We start from the raw sequence: 13,794 nt of genomic DNA on the forward strand, positions 1-13,794 counted from the left end.
TGGCAGGCGCCTCTCAGGCTTCGAGCCAGAGATATTCCGCCATTGCGTAGCCCATCATGCCACCGAGCGGGTTCGCCTCCAAACCCTTCACCTTGCTGGAGAGGGCATCGACGTTGGAAATGTAGGCTGGGATGATGGTGCCGGCCTCCTCGGAGACCATGGTCTGCATCTGGCCGTAGATTTCCTTGCGCTTGGCCTGGTCGAGCGAGCCGCGCGCCTCGATCATCAGCTTGTCGAACTTCTCCGACTTGTACTGGCTTTCGTTCCAGGGCGCGTTGGAGGCGTAGAGCAGCGAGAACAGGATGTCCGGCGTCGGGCGTGGATTGATGTTGCCGAAATGGACCGGCGCCTTGAGCCAGTAATTGTCCCAGTAGCCGTCGGACGGGACGCGCTGGACATCGAGCTTCATGCCGATATCGGCACCGGCGGCTTGGATGATCACCGCCATGTCGATCGACGAGGTCGCGGCATCGGAGGCGACCACGGGGATGGACTGACCGAGCAGGCCCGACTTCTGGAAGTGGAATTTGGCCTTGTCCGGGTCGAAGCCCTTCGGCTTGAGGTCGGCATTGTGGAAGATGTTCGCCGGTGAGACGGGCTGGTCGTTGCCGACTTCGCCAAGGCCGCGCAATGCCGATTTGACGATCTGCTCGCGGTTGACGAGGTATTTCATGCCGGTCACGAAGTCGGCCTTGTTGCCGGGATCCATGTCGAGCCGAATGTTGAGGTCGGTGTAGTTGCCCGAGGTCGTCTTCGACAATTCGAAGCCCTGCTGGCCGCCGATGAGCTTCATCGCGCGCGGATTGATCGAGGCGGCGAAGTTGATATCCCCGGAAAGCAGGGCGTTCACGCGGGCGCTGTCATCGCTGATGGCGATGAATTCGAACGAGTCGAGGTAGGGCTTGCCGGATTTCCAGTAGTTCTTGTTCTTGGTGACGACCGACCGCACGCCTGGTTCGAACGTTTGCAGCACAAAGGCGCCGGTGCCGTTGCCTTTGGAGAAGTCGGTGGTGCCATCGGCGATGATCATGAAGTGATGCAGCGCCAGGATGGTCGGAAGGTCGGCATTCGGATCGGCGAGCGTGATTTCGACCGTGGACTTGTCGACGGCCTTGAAACCGGTCATCTGCGCGGCGATCTTGGCGACCTTGGAACCGATCGCCGGATCGAGATGGCGCTTCATCGAGAAGACGACGTCGTCGGCGGTGAGGGCCTTGCCGTCGTGGAAGGTGACGCCCTTACGCAGCTTCACCGTCCAGGTCTTGGCGTCCTTGCTGTCGAAGCTTTCGGCCAACTCCATCTGCGTGACGCCATCCTTGTCGAGGAAAGTCAGGCGGTTGTAGAGCGAGCAGCAGCGGACATAGTCGGTCGACAGCGACGCCTTTGCCGGATCGAGCGTGTCGGCGGTCGAGGACGACCAGCCGGCGGCCTTGAAGCTGCCGCCGGAAACCGGCGTGGCGGCGACGGCATTAGTGGCGCGGCCAAGCACCATGCTGCCCGCGGCAACCGCGGCGCCGCCGGCCAACAGCATCTTGAGGAGTTCGCGGCGGCTCGCGCCCCGCCGAATGGCATTTTCGACCATGGCATCGTCTGCGCTGGTCCAGTTCGTGATCTTGTCGGTCATATCATTCCCCTTTCTGTTTGTTTTCCGGCTTGCTCGTCTTGACGCGGCTTTCCGGGCTTGGGCTCAGGTTCGTTGCTTCAGGCTTTCCCGTACGGCCGACGCCAACGCGGCCATTGAGGTGAAGTGGTAGTCCGGCACGGTGAAGCGCTCGGGCTCGATCGTGCCGCCATAGCCCTTCTGGGCATGCCGGCGCTCGATCCAGCAGTTGGTCAAGCCAAGCGCCCGGGATATGCCGATATCGTGATACTGGCTTTGCGCGACGTGCAGGATGTCATCCTTGCTGTCGCCCCTTGAGGCGACGAAATCGAAGACCTTCTGGAAAAAGGCCGGGTCCGGTTTTTCCATGCCGGTATCGTCGGCCGTGAAGGTGGCGAAGAAGGGCGATCCGAGTTGCTTCTCGAAATGATCGAGCGCCCAGCGCCGGGCATTGGTCATGGCGATCAGCCTGTGCGATTTCGCAAGCTCGGCCAATGCCGCCGCGCTGTCAGGAAAGCCTTGCCAGACGCTGGCGGAGTCCCGCAGGCGGATGCCGTATTTCTCCTCGGCCGGCAGGCCGAGCCGTGGCGCGATGACCATGTAGACACGTAGGAGATCGTCGGGAAACAGGCTCGCATCGGGCATGTAGCGGGCCTGCCGGTAAAGGCTCAGCGCTTCCTCACCATCGAGCGAAACGCCGGCCTCGGCGGCGATTCCGGCCAGGCAGGTCGTTATCCCGCCTTCGAAGTCGATCAGCGTGCCGACGACATCGAAGGTCATGTATTTGAATTCGCTAAAGCCCCTGGCCAAGACTGGGTCTCCTCTGCGTACGGCCGAATTGCATGTGTTGAACAGAACAAAATTCCGTGCTGTCCGGGGCGTCGGCCTTTTTCGAAGGCCCGGAAATCCAAGCTTTCTGGCCTTGTCTTATAAGCAGTCTGGCACTTCCCCCGCGCTGGATTCGCCGAAAAGGCGCGAGGGGGCGGCACAAAATTGCGAAATCATCTACCCCGGCGCTATTTCAAAACACGGGGTATTGGTCTGCCGTCATGCCAGGGCCTGGCGATGTCGGGATCGTCCAGTGTCTGGTCGAGCGTCCGGCGCGTGCGCTCGATGATCGCATCGATGTCGCCGTCGGTGCAGCAGAGCGGCGGTGCATAGCCGATAACCCCATGCGCAAAGGCACGGATGATCAGGCCATTGTCCCATGCCCTGTCGAAGACGCGCCGCGCCGGCATGGCCGACGCCGGAAGCGGTGTCTTCTTCTGCTTGTCGACCACCAGTTCGATCGCGGCAAGCATGCCGCGGCCGCGCACATCGCCGACGAGCGGGTGGTCCCTCAGGCTCTCCAAGCCCGCCATCAGGCGAGCGCCGGCCTTGATGCCATTCTCCAGAAGGCCGTCTTCATAGAGCTTCAACACTTCGAGCGCGACGGCGGCGCTGACGGGATGAGCGGAATAGGTGTAGCCGTGACCGACCGCCGAGGAGCCGGCGCCATCGGCGATGACGTCGTAGACATGATCGGCCATGAACACGGCGCCCATGGGAACATAGCCCGAGGTCAGCCCCTTCGCGGTCGTCATGAAATCGGGAACGATGTCCTCATCGGCACAGGCGAACAAGGGTCCCGTGCGGCCGAAGCCGGTGATCACCTCGTCGGCGATGAACAGGATGCCGTACTCCCGGCAGAGCTCGCGCATCGCCTTGATCCAGCCTTTCGGTGGAACAATGACGCCGCCTGAGCCCTGGATCGGCTCGGCATAGAAGGCAGCGACCCGCTCCGGCCCGATCTCCTCGATCTTGGCCTTCAGCGCGGCGAGTGATGCGGCGATGATCGCGTTCCCGTCCTCGCCCACCGGGTTGCGATAGGGATAGGGGGAGGGGATCTTGTGCTGCCATTCGAAGGGAATGCCGAAACCGGCGTGAAAGGCGGGCAGGGCGGTCAGGCCCGCGCCGACCACCGACGAGCCGTGATAGCCCTGCTCGATGGAAATGAACTGGTCGCGCTTTGGCTCGCCCCTGGCATTCCAGTAGTAGCGGACGAAACGGATCGTGCTATCGACCGCGTCCGACCCGCCAAGTGTGAAGAAGACGTGATTGAGATCTCCGGGCGCGCGCTCGGCCAGTTCCGAAGCGAGCCGGATGGCCGGCTCAGAGCCGAGGTCGAAATAGGCGGTGGCGTAGGGAAGCTCGCGCATCTGCCGGGCAGCCGCCTCGACGATGCTGTCGTGGCCGTAGCCGGCATTGACGCACCACAGTCCCGCGAAACCGTCGAGAAGTTGCCGGCCGGACGCATCGGTCACGGTCGCCCCCTTCGCCGATTTCAAGACGCGCACGCCTTGCGCCTCATGACCACGGTATGAAGAGACCGGGTGGATGAGATGGGCGCGGTCGAGTTCGATCAGGGAATTGGCGAGCATTCTATCCTCCGGACTAGCCCAGCGCCTGGTTGGCGAGGGCGTAAACTCTTGGCCATGCCTGTTCCATGTCCGTCTTGGGTGGACGGTCCATGGCCACGCCACCGCCGACATGGGCGAGGCCGATGTCCTCCAGCCAGCCGGCGATGCCGGTCCCGCTGCCGGTATCGACGCGCAGGAAGGCGCCGGGACGTGGCGCGGCAAAGAAGCCGATCAGGGCCTTAGCCTCGTCGGTGCTTCCCGCGATGACCGGACCGATCACCTCGCCCCGTCCGAACGGGCGGATGGCGGCATAGGCCTCGATGGCACCGTTGCGGCGGATGACGGCGAATTGGCCGCGCTCCGCCAGCGCATCGATGAGAGCTTCACGGTCGGCGCCGTAGGCGTCGCGGTCCAGCGCCTTGATTTCCGGGAGATCGGCGGTGTCCGCAACTTCCACGCCGTCGGGCGCACCAAGCTTGGCAACGCTGCCCTGATGTTGCCGGATCGTACCGGACGGCACGAAGCCGAGCTTTTCATAGAGAGGAATGCCGTCCGCTGTCGCGACGAGCCGCAACGGACGGTCGCCGGCAAGGGCGAAGGCCTGATCCATCAGCCGGCGACCAAGCCCCTTGCCCCGCACAGTCCTGTCGACGATCACCATGTTGATCATGGCGCAATCCATGCCATAGGGCGTTACCAGGATGGTTCCGGTGACGCGGCCCTGGTCGTCGAGCGCGACCGCACCGTTCGAGAGCTGCAGCGCCATCTGCCAGTCCTGCGGGCGATGCGGCCAATTCTCCTGGCGAGAAAGCGCTACGGCGCCCTCGATATGGTCCGGCCCGAAGGTCTGGAGTTCGATCTCGCCCTGCTGCATGAGGCATCCTTCCGTTTAGTGCCCAAGTCTCGGCCATCGGCGCGCCGCAGATCATCTGAAGGCATCGGCTTCGGCGGTATCTTTCGCCGTAGCGCAAGTGGTGCACCGCATCTTGTGCTGGCACTGGCCGCGGCGGATGCGTTTCACGCCGATCGCGGCGCCGCGATCGGCACGCCAGATGCTACAGCGTGCCAAACCAGCGGGTGGATACGGAACTTTCTGCTTTCGGGAGGGCGATTTCGGACAGGTGGTCGCCACCGGCGGCCCTATGATGAAATACATCCCAGCGCGGATGTGCTTCCACCGGAGATCGACGGACATGGCTTCCTTCAGGCCCAAATACATCACCTTCGACTGCTACGGCACGTTGACCTTTTTCCAGATGGCGGAAGCGGCGCGCGATCTCTATGGCAGCCGGCTCGATGAGCCGCGCATGCAGGAGTTCATCAAGAATTTCGCGGCGTATCGGCTCGACGAGATCATGGGCGACTGGAAGCCCTATGCCGATGTCGTCCACAATGCGCTCGAGCGCGCCTGCAAGCGCAACGGCGTTGCCTTCAGCGCCGACGATGCCAGAGTGATCTATGAGCGCGTCCCGACCTGGGGGCCGCACGCCGACGTTCCGGCCGGCCTGGCGAAGGTCGCCAAGGAAATTCCGTTGGTCATCCTGTCCAACGCCATGAACGCGCAGATCATGTCCAATGTCGAAAAGCTTGGTGCGCCGTTCCATGCCGTCTACACGGCTGAGGAGGCGCAGGCCTACAAGCCTCGTTTTCAAGCCTTCGAGTATATGTTCGACAGGCTGGGCTGCGGCCCCGAGGACGTTCTTCACTGCTCGTCCTCTTTCCGCTACGACCTGATGTCGGCACACGACCTCGGCATCAAGAACAAGGTCTGGGTCAATCGCGGCCACGAACCAGCCAACCCGTATTACGGCTATGTCGAAATATCGGACATTTCGGGTCTTGCAGGCGTGGTCGGTCTCTGAAACAGGCGGATTCCCGATGAAGTTCGTCTCCTACTGGCACGACACCGCCCCTGCCTTTTCCGGCGGGGCGCAAGGCCCGGTCGAGGGGCACTACGATGCCGCCGTCATCGGCGGTGGCTTCACCGGTCTCGCCGCCGCGCGCCAATTGGCGAAGGCCGGCGCCAAGGTGGTCGTGCTGGAGGCGGAGCGGGTGGGCTGGGGCGCATCCGGCCGCAATGGCGGGCACCTCAACAACGGCCTTGCCCACGGCTATCTCTCCGCCAAGGCGGAGCTCGGCAAGGACCGCGCAATCGCGCTCTACCGGGCGCTGGACGACTCCGTCGACACCATAGAGGCGCTGGTCGCGGAGGAAGGCATCGACTGCAATTTCCGCCGCGCCGGCAAGCTGAAGCTCGCCTCCAAGCCGCAGCATTTTGCATCAATCGCCCGCAATTTCGAAGCCCTTCACGCCGAGGTGGATCCGGACACGGCGCTGCTGTCGGCGGCGGATCTCAAGTCCGAGATCGGTTCACCCTTCCACGGCGCGATGCTGTCGAAGAAGAGCGCCATGATGCATATGGGCCGCTATGTCGCGGGTCTCGCCACTTCAGCCGCCCGCCACGGCGCCGTGATCCACGAGAACGCGGCGGTGACGGGCCGCAAGCAGGCCGGCGGCAGGCATGAGCTGACCACCTCGCGTGGCCGGATCAGCGCCGACAATGTGCTGGTGGCGACCGGCGCCTACACGACGCCTGATTTCGGCTATTTCCGCCGCCGGATCATCTCCGTCGGCAGCTTCATCATCGCCACACGGCGTCTGAGCGACGCCGAGATCGCCGCCACCATGCCCGGCAACCGGACATGCGTGACCTCGATGAACATCGGCAACTACTTCCGGCTTTCGCCCGACAGGCGCCTGATCTTCGGCGGCCGCGCTCGCTTTTCGGCGACATCGGACCAGCGCTCCGACGCCAGGAGCGGAGAGATCTTGCGGGCAGGCCTCGCGGCGATCTTTCCGCAGCTGGCCAAGGTCGAGATCGATTATTGCTGGGGCGGGCTGGTCGACATGACCAAGGACCGCTTCCCGCGCGCCGGCTACCATGACGGTGTCTGGTTCGCGATGGGCTATTCCGGCCACGGTGCGCAGCTTTCCACCCATCTCGGCATGATCCTGGCCGATGCCATGCTCGGCCGCGAGGACCGCAATCCGATGAAGGGGCTCGAATGGCCGTCCATTCCCGGTTACTCCGGCAAGCCCTGGTTCCTGCCGATGGTCGGCCTCTACTACAAGGCGCTCGACCGGATTCAGTGATCGCCGGTCTGGCCCGGCTTGGGCAAAAAATTGCCTCAGCTGAGCCCGCCGATGTGAAAGCTCTTCATCTCGAGATACTCCTCGATGCCGGCCTGCGCGCCCTCTCGCCCGAGGCCGGACAGCTTGACGCCGCCGAAAGGGGCGACCTCGATCGAAACCGAGCCGGTGTTCAACCCCACCATGCCGAACTCCAACGCCTCGCCGACGCGCCAGGCGCGTTTCAGGTTTTCGGTGTAGAAGTAGGAAGCAAGCCCGTAGGGCGTGCCGTTGGCCAGCGCGATCGCCTCCTCTTCCGTCTCGAACCGGAAAAGCGGCGCGACCGGGCCGAACGTTTCCTCACCAGCAAGCTGCATCTCTTTCGTGGCGCCGGTCAGCACCAGCGGCGCGACATATTGAGGACCGTCGGGCAATGCCGGCTTCTCGGTGATGATCGCAGCACCCTTGGCGAGCGCGTCCTCGACGTGGCGGTTTATCTTCTCGACCGCTGCCATGTTGATCATCGGCCCGATGGCGACGCCGGGCTGCGTGCCCGGTCCGACCGTCATGGCGTTGACGCGGGCGGATAGCTTGGCGGCGAAGGCTTCATAGACGCCGGACTGGACGAGGATGCGGTTGGCGCAGACGCAGGTTTGGCCGCCGTTTCTGAACTTTGAGACGAGTGCACCCTCGATCGCGAGATCGAGATCGGCGTCGTCGAAGACGATGAAGGGCGCGTTGCCGCCGAGTTCGAGGCTGAGCCGCTTCACGCTGTCGGCGGCCCCACGCATCAGCAGCGAGCCGACCCGCGTCGAGCCGGTGAAGGAGATCTTGCGGACGGCCTCGTTCGCCATGATTTCGTTGCCGATCTCCGTGGGCATGCCGGTGACGATGTTGATGACGCCAGCGGGGATGCCGGCGCGTTCGGCAAGCACGCCGAGCGCCAGCGCCGAATAGGGCGTGAACTCGGATGGCTTGATCACCACCGTGCAGCCGGCGGCCAGTGCCGGCGCGACCTTGCGGGTGATCATCGCATTGGGGAAGTTCCACGGCGTAATGATGCCGCAAACGCCAACCGGTTCTTTCAGCACGATGATGCGGCGGTCGGAGGTGGGTGAGGGGATGGTGTGGCCATTGATGCGGCGCGCTTCCTCCGCGAACCATTTGACGAAGGCCGCACCGTAACGGATCTCGCCTTTGGCTTCGTCCAGCGGTTTGCCCTGTTCCGTCGTCAGGATCAGCGCGAGATCGTCCAGATGCGCAAGCATCAGGCCATGCCATGCCTCCAGCAGCGTAGCACGCTCGGCGTTGGTTTTCTTCTTCCAGTCCCCATAGGCGGCAGCCGCGGCCTCTATGGCCGCACGCGTTTCCGGACCGGCCATGTCGGGCACCGTGCCGATCGCCACCTGGGTTGCCGGATCGATGACGTCGACCGTCCTGCCGGAGCCGGCAGCAACCCATTCGCCGCCGATCAGGCCGGCTTCGCGGAAGAGGCTTTTGTCTCTGAGGTTCTTCATCGGATACGACCTTGCAATCAGGTGAGCGCGGCGACGACGGCGGCCGTGATGGCCTCCGTCCGGTCCTTGCCGGGAATGGTGCCTATGCCTCTGGCGGTTGCAGCCTCGACCCCCTTGATGACGCGGTCGGCCGCTGCCTTTTCACCGAGATGATCGAGCATCATGGCGCCGGACCAGATGGCGGCGATCGGATTGGCGATGCCGAGATGGGCAATGTCGGGCGCCGAGCCGTGCACCGGCTCGAACATGGATGGTGCCGAGCGGCCGGGATTGATGTTGGCGCAGGCGGCATAGCCGAGCCCGCCCTGGATTGCCGCGCCGATGTCGGTGAGGATATCGCCGAACAGGTTGGAGGCAACGACCACGTCGAGACTCTCCGGCGTCATGATCATGCGCGCGGCAAGCGCGTCGACATGATAGCTGGTGACTTCGATATCAGGATAGTCCGCGGCCAGCTTTCGCGTGATCTCGTCCCAGAACACCATCGAGTATTTCTGCGCGTTGGACTTGGTGACGGAGGCAAGTTTGCCTCGCCTTGCCCGCGCCTGCTCGAAGCCGAAGCGCAGGATGCGCTCGACGCCGGCGCGGGTGAAGATCGAGGTCTCCACGGCGACCTCGTCCAGCGTGCCTTGATGCACGCGCCCGCCGGCACCAGAATATTCACCTTCGGTATTCTCGCGGATGCACAATATGTCGAAGTTCTCCGCCCGCAGCGGTCCCGTGACGCCCGGCAGCAGGCGATGCGGCCGGATGTTGGCGTACTGCACGAACGCCTTGCGGATCGGCAGCAGCAGACCGTGTAGCGAGACGGAATCCGGCACTTCCGCCGGCCAGCCGACCGCGCCGAGCAGGATGGCGTCGAAGCCGCGCAAGGTCTCGATGCCGTCCTGCGGCATCATGCGGCCGGTCTCCTTGAAGAATTTGCAGGACCAGGGGAACTCGGTTCCGGTCAGCGCAAAGCCGAAGTTTCCGGCCACCGTTTCCAGCACCGTCCAGGCGGCGGCGGTCACATCGCTGCCGATGCCGTCACCGGGGATCAGGGCAATCGAATAGGACTTCATCGGCATCTCTCTAGAGGCTGATCAGGACGCTCTTGGTCCTGCGGTTGGCGAGATAGGCCTCGCGGCCGAGATCCTTGCCGATGCCGGAGCGCTTGTAGCCTCCGGTCGGCAGGATATGGTCGCGCGAGCGGCTGTAGCGATTGACCCAGACGGTGCCCGCCTCAAGCTTGCGCGCGAAGCGAATGGTGCGGGACAGGTCGGAAGTGAACAGGCCGGAAGCCAGCCCGTAGGTTGGATGGCTGGACAGCGCCAGCGCCTCTTCCTCGGTCTCGAAGGTCTGAATGGTCAGGACCGGGCCGAAGATTTCCTCGACAATCGCCGGATTGGCCTGGTCGACATCGGCGATCAGCGTCGGCTGGTAGAAATAGCCGGGGCTGTCCATGACGCCGCCACCGGTCAGGCATTCGCCGCCGGCGTCGATCGCGGCCCGCACGATGCAGTCGACACGCGCCCGCTGCCGCTCCGAGATAACAGGCGAATATTGCGTTGCCTCGTCCCAGGTCGGGCCGGGGCGCACAGCCTTCATCCTCTCCAGGATCGCGGCCGTCAGCCTGTCGGCCACGCTCCTCTCGACGATCAGGCGTGTGCCGGCGACGCAGGCCTGGCCGGCATTGAAAGTGACGCTGCCGGCGACGGCCGTTGCCGCCTTGTCCAGATCGGCATCGGCAAAGACGATCAGCGGGCTCTTGCCGCCGAGTTCCAGCGTCATCGGCTTGACGCCGGTGCGGGCCACGTTCTCCATGATTGCCGATCCGGCGCGGGTCGAGCCGGTGAAGCTGATCTTGGCGATATCGAGATGGCCGGTCAGCGCCGTGCCGGTCGTCGGACCGTCTCCCAGCACCACGTTTATGAGCCCTGCCGGCAGGCCCGCTTTGACGGCGAGTTGCGCCATGTAGACTGCCGAAAAGGGCGTCATTTCCGATGGCTTCAGCACGACCGCATTGCCCGCGGCCAATGCCGGACCGAGCTTCCATCCGGCCATCGAGATGGGAAAATTCCAGGGCGTGATCGCGCCGACCACGCCATAGGGCTCGCTCATGATCATGCCGAGAGTGGCGTCGTCTGTCGGCACGAGCTCGCTGCCTTCCTTGTCGGCGAATTCGGCAAAGAAACGGATCTGCTCGGCGGTTATCGCGATGTCGCCGGCAACGAGCTGGCCGACAGGCCGGGTGGAGCACAGCGCCTCGATCCTGGCCAGCGTTTCGGCTTCCGCTTCGATCAGGTCGGCCCAGGCCTGGAGTGCCTTCGTCCGTTCGCGCGGCCGAACGCCGCCCCAGTTGCTGGACTTCAGCGCCGCGTTGGCGCTTTCAACGGCACGGTCGACCATGTCGACGCCGGCCACCGGGCAAGCGGCATATGCCTTGCCGTCCGACGGTCGGTACATCTCGATCGCACCCTCGGCCGCGATCAACTCGCCGCCAATGAAATGGCCGACGGGAAGGGAGACGGTATCCGGGTCGAAGCTCAGGCCCATGGCACCCACTCTGGAATTCTGCAGGAGCCTAGCGCGGGCTCTGGCGCAGCATGCACCGTTCGACGATCGGTCGCGGATGATTGTTGTGTGCCGGCGATGACAGACGGCAAAATCTGTTGCGGAGGCCGGCGCCTTCGCGCTCCCGCTACCCCACGGTTACGTAGATCTTGCGGACCGTTTCGATGGTCTTCCAAATCCCGGTGAAGCCAGGTTTCATCACGAAGCTGTCGCCGGCGCGGTAGGTCACCGTTTTGCCGCCGTCGGGCGTGATTTCGATCACGCCGGAGAGGATGTGGCAGAACTCGAAAGTCTCGCCCTTGATCGAGCGCGTTTCGCCAGGCGTCGCCTCCCAGAGGCCGGTATGAACGAGGTCGCCCTTGGCGACATCCTGAGCCCAGGTCTTGAAGGCGGGGTTGCCGGAAATCAGCCGTTCGGGCAGCGCCCCGGATTCGCGCGGCTGGAAGGCAGGGCTGGTATCGATCTTGAGCAGGGACAAGGGATAGCCTTTCATGTTGAAATTCAATAGCCGCGCGACCGGTCGACGAGCCCGATGGGGTCAAGACCGGCGCGGTAACGCTTGATGTTTTCGACAACGGCCTGTGCGGCGCTGGCGGGCTGGGTGACGCTGGCGACATGCGGGGTCAGAATGATCTTCGGATGCGACCAGAACGGATGGCCCGCCGGCAGCGGTTCGGGATCGGTGACGTCGATCATCGCCGCCGAAATGTGGCCGCTGTCGAGTGCGGCGACAAGGGCTTCCTGGTCGAGCTGCGGCCCCCGGCCGGTGTGGACGAGCGCCGCGCCCTCGGGCAGTTTCGCAAACAGGCCGGCATCGAGGAACCCCCGCGTCTCCTCGGTCAGCGGCAGCAGGCAGATCAAAATGTCGCTGGCCGCAAGCATCTCGTTCAATCCGGGCTCACCATGATGACAGGTCACGCCCTCGATTCGCCGCGGCGAGCGGCTCCATCCTGCAAGCGGGAAGCCGAAGGGCTTCAGGCGATCGAGGACGGCTTGGCCAAGCTGCCCGAGGCCGAGCACAGCAACCCGACGCGACCCGGCCTGCGGCTGCGCGATATCGGCCCATTCGCGGGCGCGCTGCTGCGCCAGATATCCAGGCAGGTTGCGGTGGAGCCCGAGCACGGCAAGCGTCACATATTCCTGCATCATGCGCACGATGCCTTGCTCGATCATGCGCACGATCTTCACCTTCGCAGGCACCGCATCGAGGCGAAACTGGTCGACGCCGGCGCCGATGGAGAACAGGATTTCCAGGTTCCTGTAGCGGGCGAGATTATCCGGCAGGGTCCAACTGATCAGGTAACGCACGGTGTCGGGATTGACCGTTGCGGCATTCGTCGTCAATGGGACGTCCGGCAGGTCTCTCGCGAAGGCATCGGCGAAGACCGCCCCGCGGCGCGCATCGGAATTGAACAGGAATGTCATTCCAGTTCCCTTTCAAGCCGCGCAGCGGGCGCCCAGCGCTTCGATCAATCGCTGGCAGGCGGCAAGTTCGCTGGCAAGGATGTATTCGTCCGGCTTGTGGGCGCGGTCGATGTCGCCGGGGCCGCAGATGATCGCATCGAGCCCGGCGGCCTGGTAAAGTCCGGCCTCCGTACCGTAGCTGACGGCTGCAAGCGGCACCTCGCCGGTCAAGGCGTGCAGCAGTCCAGCGAGTGGCGCGTCCGGCGGCAGCGACATCGCCGGATAGGCGCTCATCGGACTCCACTCGATGCGAAAGCCATCCGCCGCGAGAGCCTCTGCGCGTGCCCTCACAGGCGCCAGCAGGCTCGCCGGGTCCACGCCAGGTACGGCGCGTGCCTCCAGGTCCAGCGTGCAGGTGTCGGGGATGATGTTGACCTGATGTCCGCCCGCGACGACGCCAGCTTGCAGCGAGGAGTAGGATGGCTCGAAGGCAGGGTCGAATGGACCGTGCGTCAGCCGTTCGGCCTCGTTCACGGCCGCGCCCAGCACAGCGGCCATGGCATGGATGGCGTTGAGGCCGAGATCGGGTCTTGAGGAATGCCCCGCACGTCCCTTGATGGATACGCGGGCGGCTGCCTTGCCCTTGTGGCCGCGCACGGCGCGCATGCCGCTCGGCTCGCCGACGATGACGCCGAGCGGCTTGGCGCAAAGTTCGGGAAGGCGGGCGATCAAATGCGGCACGCCGCGACATCCCACTTCCTCGTCATAGGAGAAGGCGAGGTGGATGGGCCTGGCAAGGCGCAGTCCCGCAAGCCTGGGAGCGGCCGCGAGTGCTGCGGCAAGAAACCCCTTCATGTCCGTGGTGCCTCGTCCGTAGAGCCGTTCGCCCTCCTTGCGCAGCGCGAAAGGGCTCGAGCTCCATTGCGGCTCGCTGGCGGGAACAACGTCCATATGGCCGGACAGTATGTAGCCCGGGCCATCGGCAGGGCCGATCGTCGCGAAAAGATTGGAACGATCGCCTTCCGGCCCTGGAAGCACGGTGACCTGGATTCCCTGTTCCGCGAGATAGGCCTCGATCCAGCCGGCGACGTCGCCGTTCGGCCTGCCGGCGACCGATGGAAAGGCGACGAGACGATCGAGGATGTCGAAGACGTCCATTCCAGCCCTCAAACGTTTCGGATTGGCCGGGATC

The 13,794-nt window shown here is 64.3% G+C and carries 12 protein-coding genes; 2 read left to right on the forward strand and 10 right to left on the reverse strand.

Annotated elements, in window-relative coordinates; translation table 11 throughout:
- Positions 1–13: 13 nt before the first annotated feature.
- The 4 genes from FJ948_RS20555 to FJ948_RS20570 all read right to left on the reverse strand — a co-directional run bounded on the left by FJ948_RS20555 (position 14) and on the right by FJ948_RS20570 (position 4,873).
- Entirely contained in the window at positions 14–1,624 is a 1,611-nt protein-coding gene (locus FJ948_RS20555; protein WP_140707574.1) for an ABC transporter substrate-binding protein, read from the reverse strand.
- A gap of 63 nt (positions 1,625–1,687) precedes the next feature.
- A complete protein-coding gene (locus FJ948_RS20560; RefSeq protein WP_140707576.1) occupies positions 1,688–2,410 on the reverse strand; it encodes an HAD-IA family hydrolase in 723 nt (240 codons plus the stop codon).
- Positions 2,411–2,616: 206 nt separating this feature from the next.
- Positions 2,617–4,020, reverse strand: coding sequence for an aspartate aminotransferase family protein (locus FJ948_RS20565; protein WP_140707578.1), 1,404 nt, complete (start codon positions 4,018–4,020; stop codon positions 2,617–2,619).
- A 13-nt stretch (positions 4,021–4,033) separates the two neighbouring features.
- Positions 4,034–4,873: a GNAT family N-acetyltransferase gene (locus FJ948_RS20570; protein WP_140707580.1), complete on the reverse strand. Its 840-nt coding sequence runs from the start codon at positions 4,871–4,873 to the stop codon at positions 4,034–4,036.
- A gap of 319 nt (positions 4,874–5,192) precedes the next feature.
- On the opposite strand from FJ948_RS20570, the gene FJ948_RS20575 reads away from it, so the two are divergent.
- Entirely contained in the window at positions 5,193–5,861 is a 669-nt protein-coding gene (locus FJ948_RS20575) for a haloacid dehalogenase type II (protein ID WP_140663699.1), read from the forward strand.
- Positions 5,862–5,877: 16 nt separating this feature from the next.
- On the forward strand, positions 5,878–7,152 hold the full coding sequence (locus FJ948_RS20580) for an FAD-binding oxidoreductase (protein ID WP_140707582.1): 1,275 nt from the start codon (positions 5,878–5,880) through the stop codon (positions 7,150–7,152).
- A gap of 35 nt (positions 7,153–7,187) precedes the next feature.
- On the opposite strand, the gene FJ948_RS20585 is transcribed toward FJ948_RS20580, so the two are convergent.
- The 6 genes from FJ948_RS20585 to argE all read right to left on the reverse strand — a co-directional run bounded on the left by FJ948_RS20585 (position 7,188) and on the right by argE (position 13,760).
- Positions 7,188–8,645 (reverse strand): NAD-dependent succinate-semialdehyde dehydrogenase, encoded by a 1,458-nt coding sequence (locus tag FJ948_RS20585; protein WP_140707584.1) that lies wholly within the window; start codon positions 8,643–8,645, stop codon positions 7,188–7,190.
- Between the two features lie 17 nt (positions 8,646–8,662).
- Positions 8,663–9,706, reverse strand: coding sequence for a tartrate dehydrogenase (locus FJ948_RS20590; protein ID WP_140707586.1), 1,044 nt, complete (start codon positions 9,704–9,706; stop codon positions 8,663–8,665).
- Between the two features lie 10 nt (positions 9,707–9,716).
- The gene (locus FJ948_RS20595) at positions 9,717–11,180 is read right to left on the reverse strand and encodes an aldehyde dehydrogenase family protein (protein WP_140707588.1); all 1,464 of its coding nucleotides are present in this window, start codon (positions 11,178–11,180) and stop codon (positions 9,717–9,719) included.
- 145 nt (positions 11,181–11,325) lie between these two features.
- Positions 11,326–11,676, reverse strand: coding sequence for a cupin domain-containing protein (locus FJ948_RS20600; RefSeq protein WP_140707882.1), 351 nt, complete (start codon positions 11,674–11,676; stop codon positions 11,326–11,328).
- A 23-nt stretch (positions 11,677–11,699) separates the two neighbouring features.
- On the reverse strand, positions 11,700–12,623 hold the full coding sequence (locus FJ948_RS20605) for a glyoxylate/hydroxypyruvate reductase A (protein ID WP_140707590.1): 924 nt from the start codon (positions 12,621–12,623) through the stop codon (positions 11,700–11,702).
- Between the two features lie 12 nt (positions 12,624–12,635).
- Entirely contained in the window at positions 12,636–13,760 is a 1,125-nt protein-coding gene (argE, locus tag FJ948_RS20610; protein WP_140707592.1) for an acetylornithine deacetylase, read from the reverse strand.
- Between the last annotated feature and the right edge of the window lie 34 nt (positions 13,761–13,794).

The sequence above is a fragment of the Mesorhizobium sp. B2-3-12 genome (assembly GCF_006442205.1).
In the GTDB taxonomy this organism is placed as follows: domain Bacteria; phylum Pseudomonadota; class Alphaproteobacteria; order Rhizobiales; family Rhizobiaceae; genus Mesorhizobium.